This is a genomic window from Paenibacillus sp. 22594 (assembly GCF_052044425.1).
In the GTDB taxonomy this organism is placed as follows: Bacteria; Bacillota; Bacilli; order Paenibacillales; family Paenibacillaceae; genus Paenibacillus_AQ.
In genome coordinates this window covers 398,946-415,106 of sequence record NZ_JBQENA010000001.1, presented here as the reverse complement: position 1 = coordinate 415,106, position 16,161 = coordinate 398,946, and the positions used below count along the sequence as shown (strand labels likewise).

Annotated in this window: 13 protein-coding genes; 10 read left to right on the top strand and 3 right to left on the bottom strand. The window is 49.0% G+C overall.

All coding sequences use genetic code 11. The features are described 5' to 3' along the window. Positions 1 to 38: 38 nt before the first annotated feature. Positions 39 to 956, bottom strand: coding sequence for an ArsR/SmtB family transcription factor (locus tag ACTJKB_RS01735; protein WP_440831535.1), 918 nt, complete (start codon positions 954 to 956; stop codon positions 39 to 41). 163 nt (positions 957 to 1,119) lie between these two features. On the opposite strand from ACTJKB_RS01735, the gene ACTJKB_RS01730 reads away from it, so the two are divergent. The 5 genes from ACTJKB_RS01730 to ACTJKB_RS01710 all read left to right on the top strand — a co-directional run bounded on the left by ACTJKB_RS01730 (position 1,120) and on the right by ACTJKB_RS01710 (position 6,530). Continuing rightward, positions 1,120 to 2,274, top strand: coding sequence for an MFS transporter (locus ACTJKB_RS01730; protein WP_440832684.1), 1,155 nt, complete (start codon positions 1,120 to 1,122; stop codon positions 2,272 to 2,274). Positions 2,275 to 2,369: 95 nt separating this feature from the next. Then, the gene (locus ACTJKB_RS01725; RefSeq protein ID WP_440831534.1) at positions 2,370 to 3,095 is read left to right on the top strand and encodes a phosphonate ABC transporter ATP-binding protein; all 726 of its coding nucleotides are present in this window, start codon (positions 2,370 to 2,372) and stop codon (positions 3,093 to 3,095) included. A gap of 36 nt (positions 3,096 to 3,131) precedes the next feature. Further along, positions 3,132 to 4,415, top strand: a complete 1,284-nt coding sequence (locus ACTJKB_RS01720) for a hypothetical protein (protein WP_440831533.1) — start codon at positions 3,132 to 3,134, stop codon at positions 4,413 to 4,415. Continuing rightward, positions 4,408 to 5,106, top strand: a complete 699-nt coding sequence (locus tag ACTJKB_RS01715) for a response regulator transcription factor (RefSeq protein WP_074113230.1) — start codon at positions 4,408 to 4,410, stop codon at positions 5,104 to 5,106. Before ACTJKB_RS01720 ends, ACTJKB_RS01715 begins: the two co-directional genes overlap by 8 nt. After that, the gene (locus tag ACTJKB_RS01710; RefSeq protein WP_440831532.1) at positions 5,103 to 6,530 is read left to right on the top strand and encodes a sensor histidine kinase; all 1,428 of its coding nucleotides are present in this window, start codon (positions 5,103 to 5,105) and stop codon (positions 6,528 to 6,530) included. Before ACTJKB_RS01715 ends, ACTJKB_RS01710 begins: the two co-directional genes overlap by 4 nt. A gap of 77 nt (positions 6,531 to 6,607) precedes the next feature. Here ACTJKB_RS01710 and ACTJKB_RS01705 read toward each other — a convergent pair whose 3' ends face one another. Further along, on the bottom strand, positions 6,608 to 7,831 hold the full coding sequence (locus ACTJKB_RS01705; protein WP_440831531.1) for a glucose-1-phosphate adenylyltransferase: 1,224 nt from the start codon (positions 7,829 to 7,831) through the stop codon (positions 6,608 to 6,610). Positions 7,832 to 8,047: 216 nt separating this feature from the next. Here ACTJKB_RS01705 and glgB point away from each other — a divergent pair, with 216 nt between their 5' ends. Together glgB and glgA are read left to right on the top strand one after the other, a co-directional pair. Continuing rightward, the gene (glgB, locus tag ACTJKB_RS01700) at positions 8,048 to 9,967 is read left to right on the top strand and encodes a 1,4-alpha-glucan branching protein GlgB (RefSeq protein WP_440831530.1); all 1,920 of its coding nucleotides are present in this window, start codon (positions 8,048 to 8,050) and stop codon (positions 9,965 to 9,967) included. 43 nt (positions 9,968 to 10,010) lie between these two features. Next, positions 10,011 to 11,435, top strand: coding sequence for a glycogen synthase GlgA (gene glgA, locus ACTJKB_RS01695; protein WP_440831529.1), 1,425 nt, complete (start codon positions 10,011 to 10,013; stop codon positions 11,433 to 11,435). Positions 11,436 to 11,647: 212 nt separating this feature from the next. Here glgA and ACTJKB_RS01690 read toward each other — a convergent pair whose 3' ends face one another. Beyond that, positions 11,648 to 13,393, bottom strand: coding sequence for an alpha-glycosidase (locus tag ACTJKB_RS01690; RefSeq protein WP_440831528.1), 1,746 nt, complete (start codon positions 13,391 to 13,393; stop codon positions 11,648 to 11,650). A gap of 334 nt (positions 13,394 to 13,727) precedes the next feature. Between ACTJKB_RS01690 and ACTJKB_RS01685 the strand changes: the two genes are divergently transcribed. The 3 genes from ACTJKB_RS01685 (at position 13,728) to ACTJKB_RS01675 (ending at position 16,057) form a co-directional block, all read left to right on the top strand. Then, on the top strand, positions 13,728 to 14,546 hold the full coding sequence (locus ACTJKB_RS01685; protein WP_440831527.1) for a transporter substrate-binding domain-containing protein: 819 nt from the start codon (positions 13,728 to 13,730) through the stop codon (positions 14,544 to 14,546). Between the two features lie 142 nt (positions 14,547 to 14,688). Then, positions 14,689 to 15,348: an amino acid ABC transporter permease gene (locus ACTJKB_RS01680; RefSeq protein WP_074113237.1), complete on the top strand. Its 660-nt coding sequence runs from the start codon at positions 14,689 to 14,691 to the stop codon at positions 15,346 to 15,348. Next, positions 15,335 to 16,057, top strand: coding sequence for an amino acid ABC transporter ATP-binding protein (locus ACTJKB_RS01675; RefSeq protein WP_440831526.1), 723 nt, complete (start codon positions 15,335 to 15,337; stop codon positions 16,055 to 16,057). Before ACTJKB_RS01680 ends, ACTJKB_RS01675 begins: the two co-directional genes overlap by 14 nt. Positions 16,058 to 16,161: the final 104 nt, after the last annotated feature.

The following is a 16,161-nucleotide window of genomic DNA, read 5'->3' as shown; positions in this document are numbered from 1 at the left end:
GCTCTGTATCTGTATCTCTTTCTGAATTTGTATACCTATTATAGACGAATATAGGACTCCAGGAACATCTGAAGTTCCGAAGCACCGTCCGGCCTAATGCTGTAGCGTTCTGTGCCTTCTCCCCGAAGATGTACACGCAGCAAGCCGGCGACACGCAGGATGAGCAGGTGATGCATCAGCATTTCTCTGGATTGGCTGAGTTCTGTCTCCATCTCCCACAGGGTCTTAGGCTCATGGGCGATAAAACGCAGCATGCGCAGCCGGGTCGGGTCCGAAAGGGCTTTAGTCAAGCGGAGCAGGACGGTAGGCGGCTCATCTTCACTGTCCAGGGGCACATCGACCGGATACTGTACCAGCATCATTGTTTTATAGAAGCAATAGGTATTAATCGGGCGATTATGGACGGTGGGCAACAGTACAATGGTTTCCAGCTCCGGGATGTCCTCGATGACAATTCCGCCGGAGGCATATTCAATTAGAGGCACAATGTCCATTTTACTCTCCAGCATTTTTTTCTCGGAGGCATCTTCGATCAACAGCGGCAGAATCTTTTGCTCCGTATGGCGGAAATACTGCTCGTACCACAGGCGCAAGAGCGGAATGTATCCATATTTGATCCGGGCGCATTCTTCAAGAGTGAACTCTTGGAAAAAAGGTGTCGTGCGCTCGAAGCATTCTTCCAGCGAGCAGGATTCAAGGTCATCGAGGAACTGTGTCACTTTGGAAGCCGTACCTCTGCTGTACGCCCACGCGTAGAGCACATCATAATCGTCAAAAGGCCACTCTGCGGCCTGACGCAAGGCGGAAATCTGCAGCGGAGCGATGCGGCTGTCCACATCACGGATCCAGTCCGGGCCGATGTCAAGATTGGAAATCCATTTTTTTGTTACATATAACATAAAACTGTCAAGCAGCTCATATACAGGCGAAACATCAATTTCTAGTTTATAGTTCATGAAGCTTGCACCCCCAGAAAAATCGGTCACTTCTATATATTATCTCTTGTTTTGAAGAAGGTTGTCCACTATAATGTTCCGTGTTTGCCAGGGCGGTGTCACCAGCCATAACCAAAGAAATACATAGGAGGATTCATCTGTGTCAGACAGTCACTCAATATCAGTGAACCAGAGCAGCAGGCTCAATTACACCATTCTGATTACTGTTATCATTGCGGCGGGACTGAGCCAAGGCTTGCTGTTGCCGGTTTTATCTATTCTGCTGGAGCAAAAAGGGGTCTCATCCTCACTCAACGGATTGAATGCCGCCGCACTGTATGTAGGCTCGTTCGCCATGACGCTGGTAGCGGAACGGATTCTCAGCGCAATCGGTTTCAAAAAACTGATTTCAGCAGGCATCAGTCTTGTGCTGGTATCGTTAATATGTTTTCCGCTGCTGCCAGGTGTCAAGGCATGGTTCGTGCTGCGTCTTCTGGTAGGGATCGGGGACTCAGCAATCAATTACGCTGCCCAGCTCTGGGTGTTGTTAATGACACCTGCTGAGCACCGGGGACGTAATCTATCCCTGTATGGCATGTCCTACGGGTTAGGGTTCAGCCTGGGGCCGCTTGGTATAAGTCTGCTCCGTTTCGGGCAGGCGGCACCTTTTGCAGTGATTGCGCTGTTATTTCTTCTTGTACTGATCCTGGTGGCGCTGAAGCTGCCGGACTCACATCCGGACAAAGTGGAGCATGGGGAAGGGCAAGCACGACGGTTCGCCCGCAGTTACAGTCTTGCGTGGTATGCGCTGATTCCCGCTCTTTTATACGGATATATGGAGGCAAGCCTGAACAGTAACTTTCCGGTCTACGGTCTGCGTATCGGCTTCAGCACCAATCAGATTGCAGCGCTTCTTCCATTCGCGGGGATAGGCGGATTACTGCTTCAAATGCCGTTAGGCATATGGAGCGACCGGTACGGGCGGAAAAAGATACTGATCTTCTCCGGCGTAGGCGGGGGCTTGGCGTTTACCCTGTTGCCGTTTACGGGAGACCACTTCCTGTGGACTTTGGCTGTGCTTATGGCAGCGGGAGGGCTTGTCGGTTCCTTTTTCTCACTCGGGCTCAGCTACGCTGCAGATATTCTACCCCGCAATTTACTGCCTGCCGCCAACGTAGTCTCGTCTTTTCATTACAGTTTCGGCAGCATTATGGGTCCGGGCATTGGCGGCTTGCTGCTGGAATTTGGCTGGGGCGGAGGGGTTTTTGTTCTTCTGGGTGTTTTATATATTGTGTTCGGCCTGGCAGGGTTATTATTCTCGCCACGGAAGCCGATTTGAGGTAAGATAAGAACGAGTGCTCGCATGGAATTTGATCCCGCTTTCAGAGTACACTATAGAGTAGAGTAGAGATGAAGACAGGGAGAGGCTGAACTATGATTACAGTTGAACATTTAGCCAAAGCAGTAGGAGAAGACAAGAATCCGGTACTGCAGGATATTGGCTTTCAATTAGAAGCAGGCGAGCTTGTGGTTCTGCTGGGAGCCAGCGGAAGCGGCAAATCGACACTGTTGCGATGCCTGGCGCTCAAGGAGAAATGGGACAGGGGCAACTTCAGGGTAGATGGAACGGATATCATGAAAAGGGTTTTTGCGGGCAAACGCAAGATCCGCCGTGAATGGGCATATCTGGAGCAGAATGCGGAACTGAATCCGAACCGTACAGCGCTCAAAAATGTGCTGATTGGACAGTCCTCCCAGACGCCTCTCTGGCGGATGGTTACCGGCATGGTGCGTTCAGATGATTACATGGGTGCAATGGACGAGCTGGATTTACTCGGCCTGCTTGACAAGGCGAAGATGAAGACCAGCCAGCTGAGCGGGGGGGAGCGTCAGCGTGTGGCGATTGCCCGTGCATTAGTGCATGGTGCCAAGGTTATTCTGGCAGATGAGCCGGTTACCGGCCTGGATCCCAAAACTGCGGAGAATGTGCTGGAGACGCTGCGCAAACTGTGCAAGGAAACTGGGCTTACCGTGATTACAGTGATCCCGATCGAGCTGGCAGAGCGATATGCAACACGCCTCTGGGTGCTGGAAGATGGAAGAATCAGATATGATGTCAAGGGCCGCCGCCTAACCTCTCAGGAGCGTGCTCATTTATAGCGGATCGAACCACGTAACCGGGAAAGAGTGATGAAGTTGAGTAGACATGTTATAAAGCGTCTGGCGGCGTTATCACTGTCACTGTCTGTGCTGTCAGGCTGCACATTCATCAGTGACCCTGTTTCGCGGATGAAGGCACCCCAGCTATCGGCTGACAAGGCATCACTGATGACAGCGATCAATTCACTGAAGCCCGCTGGCTCTACACTGATTCGTCCGGCGAATGACGACGACAGTTCTATTTTCACGGAGGATCTGGATAAGGACGGCGTCATGGAGACGCTTGTGTTCTATCTGACCAAGAACGAAACGGTACAGATTCACGGGATGATTCTGGAGAAGCAGGATGAGGCCTGGGTGAAGAAGCTTGTGTTTGACGGCAATGGGATGGAGCTCGATTCTGTTGACATCCAGGATGTGACCGGTGACGGCAAGCTGGATATCATTGCAGGATACTCACGCGGTGAAGAAAAAGGCATGGTGGTGTACCGCTATGCGGGCGGAGTCCTGGAGGAAGTGCTGACCCAGCCCTACACCAAATATTTGCTGGATGACCTGAACGAGGATGGCATTGAAGACATCACGGTTGTGAATTTCAAGCGAAATGAATTTGCCACAATTACAACCTATCAGTACAGTGACGGGTTCAAGGTTCTGGATGAACTGGATGATCTGGACCCGTATTTCAGTAATTATTACAATATTGTCTCAGGAAAAGTAGCGGAGAATAAAGAAGGTATTATCCTGGATGCTGCGGTGGATTCCCATTCGGCATACACAACCATGGTTGTGATGGAGAACAACAAGCTGCGGGTGGTTGTTCCGGGAGACGCGCGGACGTTTAAAGAACGAAAGATTGTCAGTGAAGATATCGACGGTGACGGTATTTTGGAGATCGGCCTGCTCGAGTCGCCTAAGGGCTGGGAATATTTCGATCCGCAGACTATCCCTTATTTTAATTCCTATTATAAATGGGATGGGAAGAATGGTCTTACGTTCTCCGATCAGCTGTACCAGGACCCGTCTGACCGATTCACCATTAACATTTTACCGAAGTGGTACGAGAAGGTCACAGTTGACACCAAGTCCGTTCAGGATAAATATCTGAGATTTATTGTGCTGGACACCGGAGTAACGGTCGCTGAGGTTACTTTCTTTACTCCTGTTGAATGGGAGCGGGAGAAAAATGAAGGCTGGGAGCTGTTAGGAAGCGATCTGGACAAAATAATCGGCTACCGTGGAGAATTGGAAGAGAGCAAAAGCGGAGGAGAGAGCAATAAAATCACCTCGCCTATTGAAAGGAAGGGAATCGATGAGTAAGGTATTAATCCTGGAGGATGAAGAATCCATCCGGAGTTTTATCGTGATCAATCTGAAACGTAACGGTTTTGAAGTACTGGAGGCAGCAGACGGCAATGAAGCCCTTCACAAGCTGACAACGGTTCCGGATATTGACATTGCACTGTTGGATGTGATGGTGCCAGGCATCGACGGCTTTGAGGTATGCAGACGGATCAGGGAAACCAATGAGCGGCTGGGGATTATTTTCCTGACAGCCAAGGTACAGGAGCAGGATAAAGTATATGCCCTGTCGGTAGGAGCGGATGACCATGTCAGCAAACCATTTAGTCCTACTGAGTTGATCGCGCGCATCCAGTCGCTGCTTCGCCGGGTTAATGTTCACCGTGAACAGTCCGCCAAGGTTTCTTTTCAGTCTGGACCGTTTACTCTGGATCTGATTTCCAAGCAGTTCAAGCGCAGCGGTGAGGCTATCGAACTGACACCGACCGAATTTTCACTGGTTCAGTATTTTCTGGAGATGGAGAATACCCCGCTTAGCCGGGATTCGCTGCTCGATCATGTCTGGGGCAAGGAATATATGGGAGATCCCAAAATTGTGGATGTGAACATCCGCCGACTGCGTCAGAAGATCGAGAATAATCCCTCGGAGCCGGAATATCTTCAGACCGTGTGGGGTCATGGGTATAAGTGGAAGGGCCAAGCACAATGATCAAGAAGGGGATGCGCAGACAGATTGTATTGCACTATATTTTTGTCGTCTTTGTGGCGCTTCTCCTCGTTGAGGTTATATTCCTGCTGGCGATCCGGACGTATTACTATGACAGTGTATACAGTAAAATCACCTTGCATATCGGAATGGCGGAGGATTTCCAGAAATATGAGATTTCCGGGGATCGTTCGCCCAATCAGCTGCAAAAGCTGCTGGATTTCTTTCAAATGGACTATACCGAGTTGCAGGTGCTGACACTGGATGGCAATATGCTCATCAGCTCCACTGGATTTCAGCCCGACCGCACCATTACGACGAGTGATGTCCCGGAGGCGGTGGGAGGAAGCTTCGGCCGCTGGGTTGGACGCCAGCCCGGAACGAACGAGAGTGTAATGGCGGTGTCCAAGATGGTGCATATCAACGGGCGCGAAACTTATGTGATCCGTTATATTACCTCCATGGAGAGAATTGACAGTGATCTGCTGAACTTGACGCTGGTATCGATCGGAATTGGTGTGGCGGTGATGGCGATTGTGGTTTTGTTCAGCTTCGGTCTGGCGAATTCTATTGTGAAGCCGCTGAAGAATATTACGGCGGTCTCAGCCCAGATGGCCAAAGGCAAGTTCACGACGCGGATCAAGGGCGATTACAAACACGAAATTGGAGATTTGGCCTCTACGCTGAATTACATGGCAGATGAAATTATCCGCAGCAATCAGATTAAGGATGATTTCATCTCCTCCATCTCGCATGAGCTTCGGACCCCGCTTACCAGCATTAAGGGCTGGAGCGAAACGCTTATTTCAGGTGGGTATGATCCCGAAGAAACCAAGCTGGGCATGGGAATTATCTCCAAAGAAAGTGACCGGCTGATTGGGCTTGTGGAAGAGATTCTCGATTTCTCCAAACTACAGCAGAACGAGATGAAGCTGTCTATGGGCCGTGTGGATATCAAAGTGCTGCTCCAGGAGACGATTCTGAATATTTGGGCCAAAGCAGAAAAGAAACGGATTCATCTGCTTTTAGAGTGCGACGAGACGTTTTATATCAAGGCTGATGCTAACCGGTTGAAGCAGGTATTCCTTAACCTGGTAGATAACGCTGTGAAGTTTTCTCCCGAAGATTCAAGCATTGTTTTATCCGCACACCGTCTGAGCGGCAGTGAACTGGCGGTCGTTGTTCGAGACAGCGGTATAGGCATTAGTGAAGTACATCTTGGCAGAGTACGCGACCGATTCTTCCAGGTGGATGCGCTGAATGGCGGCACGGGTCTGGGTCTCGCGATTTCTCAGCAAATTGTGGAGCTTCATGGCGGCAAGCTTGAAATGGACAGTGAGCTTGGCAAGGGGACGCAGGTGACTGTGATCCTGCCTATGACGGAAGAGCAGCCAGTCACTGCTTTACAGGAAGACAAACTGCTGTAACATGAATATTGAGATCATAAAAAGGATGAGGAAGCTGTCAACGACAGCTTCCTCATCCTTTTTGGATTATATAGTTGTTAAGAAGGAAGTCCTTCTGCACGCAGACGGCCTGTTTTTTCGTATACCTCCTGCAAAAGACGGGAAGGCTGGGTCTTGATTACCGGTTTGGCAGCGACGATCTCATGCGGTCCGACGACTACGATGTTGTCTGCACTGCCTTTGATCACGGCACCGTCTTTAATGATTGCACCTTCGCCTATAATGGCATTCTCAATCAATACCCCACGGCCAATTTTTACCCCAGGCATAATGACGCTCTGTTTAACCAGGCTCAGCTTGCCGATTTCAACTCCTCCAAAAACAACCGAACGATTCAGACTGCCCTCCAGCAGGCAGGTTTCATTCACCAGACTGTCAGTGGTAGGCATCTGAAGGCGTGGTTTATGTGGAGCGGGTTTAGTCCGGCGTGCTCTGCTGTACATCGGCCAACGGGAGTTATCGAGCTTGAAGCCGTCGCCTTCGTGCAGCAGGTCCATATGAGCTTCCCACAAGCTGTCGACTGTACCAACATCTCTCCAATAGCCTTTGAAACGGTAAGCGAACAATTCATCATTACCATCTAGCATGGTTGGAATGACATCCTTGCCAAAATCATGGCTGGAGGCAGGGTTTGCCGCATCCCGCAGCAAATGTTCTTTGAGGTAATTCCATTCGAATAAGTAAATTCCCATCGAAGCAAGGTTGCTCTTTGGAACTTTGGGTTTCTCTGCAAATTCGGAAATCTTAAGTTCCTCATTCACATTCATCACGCCGAACCGGCTGGCCTCATCCCAGGGAACCTCCATAACTGAGATGGTGGCTTTTGCCGATTTGCCCACATGATAATTGAGCATTTTCTTGTAATTCATATGGTAAATATGATCTGCCGACAGAATTAGGACATGCTCCGGACTGTGGCTGTCAATAAATTCAATATTTTTATAAATAGCATCGGCTGTTCCTGTGTAGCTGTCTCTGCCTTCAACGCCGGATGGAAGCAGCTGCACACCTTTGTTCGACTGGGTATGGAGCCCCCATGGCTCACCCGCTCCAATATGGTTGTGCAAGGAATTGGCTTCATATTGCGTCAGTACCCCTACCGTATCAATATTGGAATTGACACAATTACTGAGGGGAAAGTCAATGATTCTATATTGTCCTCCGAAAGGGACTGCAGGCTTAGCCATGGTGGTGGTTAAGGGAGCCAGTCTGCGGCCTTCCCCGCCTGCCAAAAGCATGGCGATACATTCTTTTTTACTCATTTGTTATCCCTCCCATTTTTTTGTCAATGCTTGTAATATACACGCTCAGCAAGCACTTGAAACGCATAGGTGAAATATATTGCCTTACTTCTGCAAAAATTACATAAATAATTTTCTTTATTCTTGAACTCCCGGATTTCTGCCCAAAATCATTTTCAAATCAGGCACATTCGGGTAATGTTAAAGGTGCATCCTATATTAGAAGGTGGTGATGATTTGGCCGATATATCAGCAACAGTTAACCTCCCATCAAACGATGATATTTATTTGTTCCATGAGGGCACGAATTATCGCAGCTATACGATGCTTGGCGCGCACATTGCCGCTGAAGAAGGAATACCTGGCGTACGCTTTACCGTGTGGGCTCCTCATGCGACATATGTAGGATTGGCTGGTAATCATAACAGCTGGGATGGAACCGAAGACGTGGACTCGTTATATAAGATACCCGATTCAGGATTTTGGAGTCGTTTTTTTCCGGAGATGAAGGCGGGAACTTTTTACAAATACAGGATTGTGGCTACAGATGGGTCAAGTTTCCTCAAAGCAGACCCGTATGCCTTTCAAGCGGAGGTGCGTCCGGCCACAGCTTCTATCGTTGCTGAACTGGATGGGTACTCATGGGGAGACGCTGCTTGGCGGCGGCGGAGCAAGGCTCCTTATCAGGCACCGCTGAATATTTACGAAATGCACTTTGGAACCTGGCGCCAGAAAGAAGATGGAGAACTATACACTTACCGTGAGATGAGTGAGCTCTTGATTCCCTATTTGCTGGAAATGAGCTACACCCATGTCGAGTTCATGCCTCTGGCTGAACATCCTTACGATTTGTCCTGGGGTTATCAGGGTACAGGGTATTTTGCTGCGACAAGCCGCTATGGGGAACCTCAGGACCTGATGTTTCTGATCGACCAGCTGCATCAGGCAGGCATTGGTGTACTCCTCGACTGGGTTCCGGCTCATTTTGCCAAAGATGCCCATGGACTTCGATTGTTCGACGGGTCGCCGCTGTATGAATACGCAGATCCAATGCTGGCTGAGAAACCGGGGTGGGGGACGCTTTCCTTTGATTTCAGCAAACCTGAAATTTCCTCCTTTTTGATATCGAATGCGCTGTTCTGGTTCGAGATGTATCATATTGACGGAATGCGTGTAGATGCAGTCACCAGTATGCTCAGACTAGATTTCGAAAAGAAAAATCATGAGTTTCGCAGAAATGCAAATGGCGGTTTGGAAAATTTGGATGCCATCCGGTTTATTCAGCAACTCAATAAGACTATATATCACTATTATCCGAAGGCTTTGATGATGGCAGAGGAGTCCAGTGCCTGGCCGGGCGTTACAGCTCCGGTGCATGAGGGAGGACTGGGATTTAACTACAAATGGAACATGGGCTGGATGAATGACACACTAGGCTACATAGAACATGATTTCGGGGCGAGACCATATCACCATAATTTGTTGACCTTTCCTATCTGTTATGCCTATGCCGAGAATTATACGCTCCCGTTGTCTCATGACGAGGTGGTGCACGGCAAGAAGTCACTGCTGGACAAAATGCCAGGTACTTACGAGCAGAAGTTTGCAGGCCTTCGACTGCTGCTGGGTTACCATATCAGCCATCCCGGCAAAAAACTGCTGTTCATGGGAGGAGAATTCGGCCAGTTTATCGAATGGAAGGATCAGGACCAGCTCGACTGGCTGCTGCTGGATTATGAGAGCCACCGCCGCATGCTGGCCTTCACGGCTGCACTGAATAAGCTCTATGTGAACGAAAGAGCATTGTGGGAGCTTGACCACGATATGGAAGGGTACCAGTGGATTGATGCCGACGACAGCGGCCAGAGTATTGTCTCCTATATCCGCCGTGGCAAAAAACCGGTCGATACCTTGTTAATCATCATCAATTTCCAACCGGTGGAACGGCAATTGTACCGGATTGGAGTTCCGCGCCCCGGCACCTATGAAGAGCTGTTTAGCTCGGAGAATATAGAATTCGGTGGGTCCGGTATACACAATGATCTGATGAAGAGTACCAAACATGAATGGCACAATCAGGTGAACAGCATTGAACTAACTATTCCTCCACTTAGCTTCCTGGTGTTGAAGAAATCGGGCCGAAAGGCAGTAAAATAAAAAAAGGGATCGCAGTCCATACATTTAAGGGGGATATTGAGATATGAAGGTTTTATTCGCTGCAGCCGAAGCACATCCGTTTGTCAAAACGGGAGGGCTGGCCGATGTCATTGGAGCGTTGCCCAAAGCACTGAAAGGTGCAGGTGTGGATGTCCGGGTGATTTTGCCTAAGTACCGGGGGATCCCAGAGAAATTTGTTTCCCAAATGGAACATGTTGCTGTTCTGAGCGTGCCGATCGGCTGGCGCAATCAGTATTGCGGCATTGAACGGTTGGTCTATGACGGCATTCCGATATATTTTGTTGATAACGAATATTATTTTGGACGGGACGGCATTTACGGCTACATGGATGATGGCGAGCGTTTTGCCTTCTTCAACCGTGCGGTTCTGGAGTGCCTGGAGGTCATTGATTTTCAGCCCGATGTGCTCCACTCTCATGACTGGCATGCCGCAGTGATTCCGATGCTGCTTCAGGGGCATTACCGCCACAATCCGTTCTACAAGGAAATCCGTACTGTGTTTACCATTCATAATCTTCTGTATCAGGGGGTATTCCCTTACGAAGTGCTTGGTGAACTGCTGGGTCTGGATGACAGTTACTTCCTGGGTGTTGAGTATTACGGGAACGTGAATTACATGAAAGCGGGCATTGTCTACAGCGATCATATCACTACTGTCAGTCCGACGTATTCTGAAGAAATCCGCACTGCGTATTATGGATATGGGCTGGATGGACTGCTGAGCTCACGGGCAGACAGCCTGAGCGGGATCGTCAACGGGATCGATACTAAGATCTATAATCCGGCCAGCGATCCGCAAATTTACACCCGCTACCGTTCCAATCTGGCCAAAAAAGCCGAAAATAAGCTCGCCTTACAGCAGGAGCTGGGACTTCCAGTCGCCCCCTATATCCCGATGTTGGCCATGGTCACCCGCCTGGTCGACTCCAAAGGTCTGGATCTCCTAACCCGTGTGCTGGATGAGCTGCTTTATTATGATGATATCCAGTTTGTGCTGCTGGGCACCGGTGATGAAGTCTATGAACGCTGGTTCCGTGAGGCGCAGTGGCGTTATCCAACTAAGCTGTCCTCCCAAATCCTGTTCAATGATGCACTGTCCCGCAAAATTTATGCGGCAAGCGACCTGTTCCTCATGCCGTCTAAATTTGAGCCTTGCGGAATCGGCCAGCTGCTTGCCCTGCGCTACGGAAGTATTCCGGTAGTCCGTGAGACAGGCGGGTTGAACGATACCGTACATGCGTATAATGAGGAAACTGGAGAGGGGAACGGGTTTACCTTCAAGGATTACAACGCTCATGACATGATGTACACCATCCGCCGGGCGGTGTCGTTTTATCAGAAACCGGAACATTGGAAGAAGGTAACCAAAAACGCGTTTGCCGGTGATTACAGCTGGAATGTATCGGCGCAGCAGTACATTGACATTTATAACCGTATTTTGGAGTAGAACAGAAGCTTAAGTATAAACAAAGGACGTTTTGCAGATCATATTGATCTTTGCAGAACGTCCTTTGTTAAAAATATAAGAATTTATATGTTTCACGCTATAAATCATCCTTATATTTCTCGCTGAAACGGATTCCGTCCCATATAAAAGGACGGCGAAGCCGTTTCCACTTGTTTGGTGCGAAATAGCTGTGCTGTGACCATTCAGAACATTTAGCCCAAGTCCCGGCTGAGAATCCGGTACCCGTAAGGGTCGAGCGAGATATACATCATTCCGTCTTCCGGGGCGACCGGGTCCGCAGTCAGCGCATCCTGCCAATCGTCGGTTTCCATGGGATGGCTAAGAATACGGGGCTCCGGAGAATTGTTCATCCATACGGTAAAATGAATCACGTCATCTGAGCGCTCATAGACGATGCACGGGTCATTCTCACACGCCTGCAGAATGCGGAAGCGGCCTTCCCGCAGCGCCTTGTTTTCCTTTCGCAACGCTATCATCATCCGGTAAAAATCATACAACTCATGGTCCTGCTTCGCTTCATCCCATTCCATGCATTTGCGGCAGTCCGGGTCCTCGTTACCGGTAAGGCCGATTTCGTCGCCATAATAGATGCAGGGTGTACCCATAAAAGTAAAAAGAAAAACAACGGCCAGCTTCAGTCTCCGCTTGTCTTCGTTTAATACGGTCAAGAGCCGGGGGGTATCATGGCTGCCAAGCAAATTGAAGACCACTTCATTCGTCTGTTGCGGATAACGCATCAGGAGGCCCCCAATCCGGTGACCGAAAGTAATACCGTCCATCCCTCCGTTGAAGAATTCCAGTACCGTACCCGAAAAAGGATAATTCATGACGGAATCGAACTGGTCGCCCAGCAACCAGGTCAACGAGTCACTCCATACTTCGCCAACGATATAGGCTTCCGGATTGGCGGCTTTGACCACTTTGCGGAAGTCGCGCCAGAAATGGTGATCGACTTCATTGGCAACGTCGAGCCGCCAGCCGTCTACCTTTATTTCCTTGATCCAGTATTCGGCAACTTCCAGCAGGTAGGACCTCACCTCGTGATTGGCCGTATTGAACTTCGGCATATTGCCAAAAAAACCGAAAGTGTCATACGTAGGAATACCGTCGACAATTTCGGCCGGGAAGGAGTTCAGATGGAACCAGTCTTTGTATACCGAATACTCGCCCTTCTCCAGAACATCCTGAAACGGCGGGAATTTGTCGCTGCAGTGGTTGAACACGGCGTCCAGCATGACGCGAATGCCTTTGTTGTGACATTCCTCGACAACAGTTTTGAACAACTCATTATCCCCGAAATGGGGATCGACCTTTTTGTAATCGACAATATCGTATTTGTGGTTGGATGGTGACACGAAGAGGGGAGTGAAGTAGACCGCATTGATCCCGAGCTCCTGCAGATCGTCCAGATGGTCCAGCACCCCTTGCAGATCCCCTCCAAAAAAGTTGTCCAGCTTCGGCTTCCCGCCCCATTCCTCCGTACCCTCAGGATCATTCGAAGGATCGCCGTTGGCGAACCGTTCCGTCATAATCTGGTAGAACACCGCGTCCTTGGCCCATTTTGGAACCTGGAATAGATCGATTTGGTGGATGTAGGGAAACTCATAGAAATGATTGGGTGCTTGCGGGCACTCCGAACGGATGCCATTGTCGAGCAGATATACCGTTTCGTTGCCTTTGCTCACACGGAAGGTGTAGCTAAGGCGTTTATATTTAGGCCGGACCGCGGCTTCCCAATAATCGAACATGTCGTCCGAGGCCGCTTTTTCCATCATAATATCGTAAGAAGTATCTTTCCAATTGTATTTGTCCCCCGTAAGCGCCACTACACAGTCCACATCATCCCGTTTGGTGCGAACACGCAGATGTATAGTCTTTGCATCGTAGGCATAAGCCCACTTGTCGCGGGGAACATGGTACATAGCCTCAACTAGCATGATTGCACCTCCAAAAAGTTTTGTGTATAAAACTCGCTTCGTAAACATAAATTTATGTTTTGTGACTCTGAAGTTAATACCACCCGCAGAGACTGCATGAACCATCACGGTTATTCCAGGAGTAATTGGAGATAGTACATAGTATATACTTCTTTTAACAGCATGTGCAAAATGGTGGGGGAACTGAGCAGTGCTCCTAAGTTTTCTTCTGTATTTAGCTAGCTTTGTCACAAATTTGTCTTTGCATATTCATGCGTAGTGATTTATAATAAATCGGTCAATGGGACAACTTAGAGAACTTAATAACTTAAAGAGAATAGGGGAGATACACAGAATGAACAAATGGGGCAAACTTTCACTAGGAATGCTGCTGGTAGCAGGTCTGATGACCGGCTGCGGCAACAATAACAAAAACAATAGTGCAGCTACTGACACCAGTGCGAATACAGGTACCAAAGCTGCTGCAAAGACACTTACCCTCGGAACCAGTGCGGATTTTCCTCCATATGAGTTCCATAAAGTAGTGGATGGCAAAGACACCATTGTGGGTTTTGATATCGACATTGCCAAAGATATTGCGGCCGATATGGGTGCTGAACTCGTCATCAAGGACCTCAACTTCGATTCCCTGCTCAATGAACTGTCCAGCGGCAGAGTGGATATGGTTATTTCCGGACTGAGTCCAACCCCAGAGCGTGAGAAGGCGGTAGGCCTGTCCGATATTTACTATAAAGCAGAGCAGGCTGTTGTTGTGCGGGAAGCCGACAAAGACAAGTTTGCAACTATGGATTCACTTAAAGGTATCAAGCTGGGTGTGCAGACCGGATCCATCCAGGAAGACATCGCCAAAGGCATTGAAGGCGCTCAGCTGACTTCTTTGGGGAAAATTTCCGAAATCGTGCTGCAGCTGCAATCCAACCGTGTAGATGCTTCTATTATGGAAGGACCTGTTGCCAAAGCTTTCGTGAAGAACGTCAAAGGACTGGCGATTACAGATGCCAAACCTGAGGTTGAAGATGACGGTTATGTAATTGGCGTGAAAAAAGGCAACGATGAGCTGCTGAAACAAATTAACGCTACACTGACCCGCCTGAATGCCGAAGGTAAGATTGACGAGTATGTTGCTGCTGCCAGCGAGCTTGCCGAGAAATAATGTTTCCGGCCGCTTTTTGGAGGGTAGCTTTTAACTGCCCCTGCAGAATGTTGCGGGGGAAGGTTTAATAATAAGAATGGATATGAAAATGGCGGTGATCCGCTGTTTTCTATTTTTTTGCAGACAGGAGGTTATGCCAAAAATGAATGTATTCGATATTGCTTATGAGTACCGCAATTTTTTTCTTTCCGGTTTGAAGTACACGCTGCTGCTGGCTGTGCTGGGGGTATTCTTCGGATTTGTACTCGGCATTGTTGTTTCCTTGCTACGTATGTCCAAGTGGTGGATACTGCGGTTCATTGCGACAGCCTGGGTGGAATTCCTGCGTGGAACACCAATGCTGGTCCAGCTGTTTTTAATCCATTACGGTCTTCCTGAATTTGGCATAGAGTTTTCGCCGATTCAATCCGGGGCAATCACACTGACTATTAATAGCTCCGCGTATCTGGCTGAGATTTTCCGTGCCGGGATACAGGGTGTGGACCGTGGACAAGTGGAAGCAGCACGTTCGCTCGGTATGCGGCAAGGGATGACGATGCGTTATATTGTCTTGCCCCAGGCCATCAAGAATGTACTGCCTGCAATCGGTAATGAGTTCATCACCATCATTAAGGAATCTTCCATCGTTTCAATGATTGGGGTAGCCGATCTGCTGTTCGAAGCGAGATCCGTTACGTCCATAAGCTACGAAGGGCTAAATCCCTTGCTCGTAATTGCTGTAATGTATTTTATTTTGACATTTACGTTGTCTAAAATCCTGGGTGTATTGGAAAGGAGGCTAAGAACAGGTGATCACCGTTAAGAACCTGCAAAAAAGCTTCGGCAAGCTTGTAATCCTGAAGGGCATTGACCTGCAGATCCAAAAAGGAGAGGTAGTCGTCGTTATCGGCCCCAGCGGATCGGGCAAAAGTACCTTTTTGCGTTGTCTGAATCTGCTGGAGCAGCCTACAGGGGGAGAAATCACCTTTGAAGGTGAATCGATTACAGACAAGAAGCATGATATCAACGTGACTCGGGAAAAAATGGGCATGGTTTTCCAGCAGTTCAACCTGTTTCCACACAAAACTGTACTGCAGAATATTATGCTGGCTCCATTGAAAGTGAGAAAACAGCCCGCATCAGAAGCGGAAAAAATCGCTACTGAACTGCTGCGCACCGTAGGTCTTGCAGATAAACGGGATGCTTATCCGTCTCAGCTTTCCGGTGGACAAAAGCAGCGGATCGCCATCGCGCGGGCTCTCGCCATGCAGCCGCATGTAATGCTGTTCGATGAGCCTACCTCGGCGCTTGATCCTGAAATGGTTGGTGAAGTGCTGGAGGTCATGAAGAAACTGGCTGAAGACGGTATGACGATGGTAATCGTTACCCATGAAATGGGCTTTGCCCGTGAAGTAGGAGACCGCATCTTGTTCATGGACGGCGGCGTGATTGTGGAAGAAGGCGAGCCGTCGCAGGTTTTCGGCAATCCCAAGCATGACCGGACGAAGGATTTCTTAAGTAAAGTCCTATAGTTTAGCTCCAAACGGCCCCGGAACCTTTCTTCGGCGGCCGTTTGTTTTTGGTTCGCAGCGGAATGGGTGATATAGTATACATAAATGGCCAATCAACTTGAAAA

What these genes read in the sequence shown, in the direction of transcription:
- ACTJKB_RS01735 (WP_440831535.1), bottom strand. Translation starts at nt 956, where the DNA reads ATGAACTATAAACTAGAAATTGATGTTTCGCCTGTATATGAGCTGCTT.
- ACTJKB_RS01725 (WP_440831534.1), top strand. Translation starts at nt 2,370, where the DNA reads ATGATTACAGTTGAACATTTAGCCAAAGCAGTAGGAGAAGACAAGAAT.
- ACTJKB_RS01715 (WP_074113230.1), top strand. Translation starts at nt 4,408, where the DNA reads ATGAGTAAGGTATTAATCCTGGAGGATGAAGAATCCATCCGGAGTTTT.
- ACTJKB_RS01710 (WP_440831532.1), top strand. Translation starts at nt 5,103, where the DNA reads ATGATCAAGAAGGGGATGCGCAGACAGATTGTATTGCACTATATTTTT.
- ACTJKB_RS01705 (WP_440831531.1), bottom strand. Translation starts at nt 7,831, where the DNA reads ATGAGTAAAAAAGAATGTATCGCCATGCTTTTGGCAGGCGGGGAAGGC.
- glgA (WP_440831529.1), top strand. Translation starts at nt 10,011, where the DNA reads ATGAAGGTTTTATTCGCTGCAGCCGAAGCACATCCGTTTGTCAAAACG.
- ACTJKB_RS01690 (WP_440831528.1), bottom strand. Translation starts at nt 13,393, where the DNA reads ATGCTAGTTGAGGCTATGTACCATGTTCCCCGCGACAAGTGGGCTTAT.
- ACTJKB_RS01685 (WP_440831527.1), top strand. Translation starts at nt 13,728, where the DNA reads ATGAACAAATGGGGCAAACTTTCACTAGGAATGCTGCTGGTAGCAGGT.
- ACTJKB_RS01680 (WP_074113237.1), top strand. Translation starts at nt 14,689, where the DNA reads ATGAATGTATTCGATATTGCTTATGAGTACCGCAATTTTTTTCTTTCC.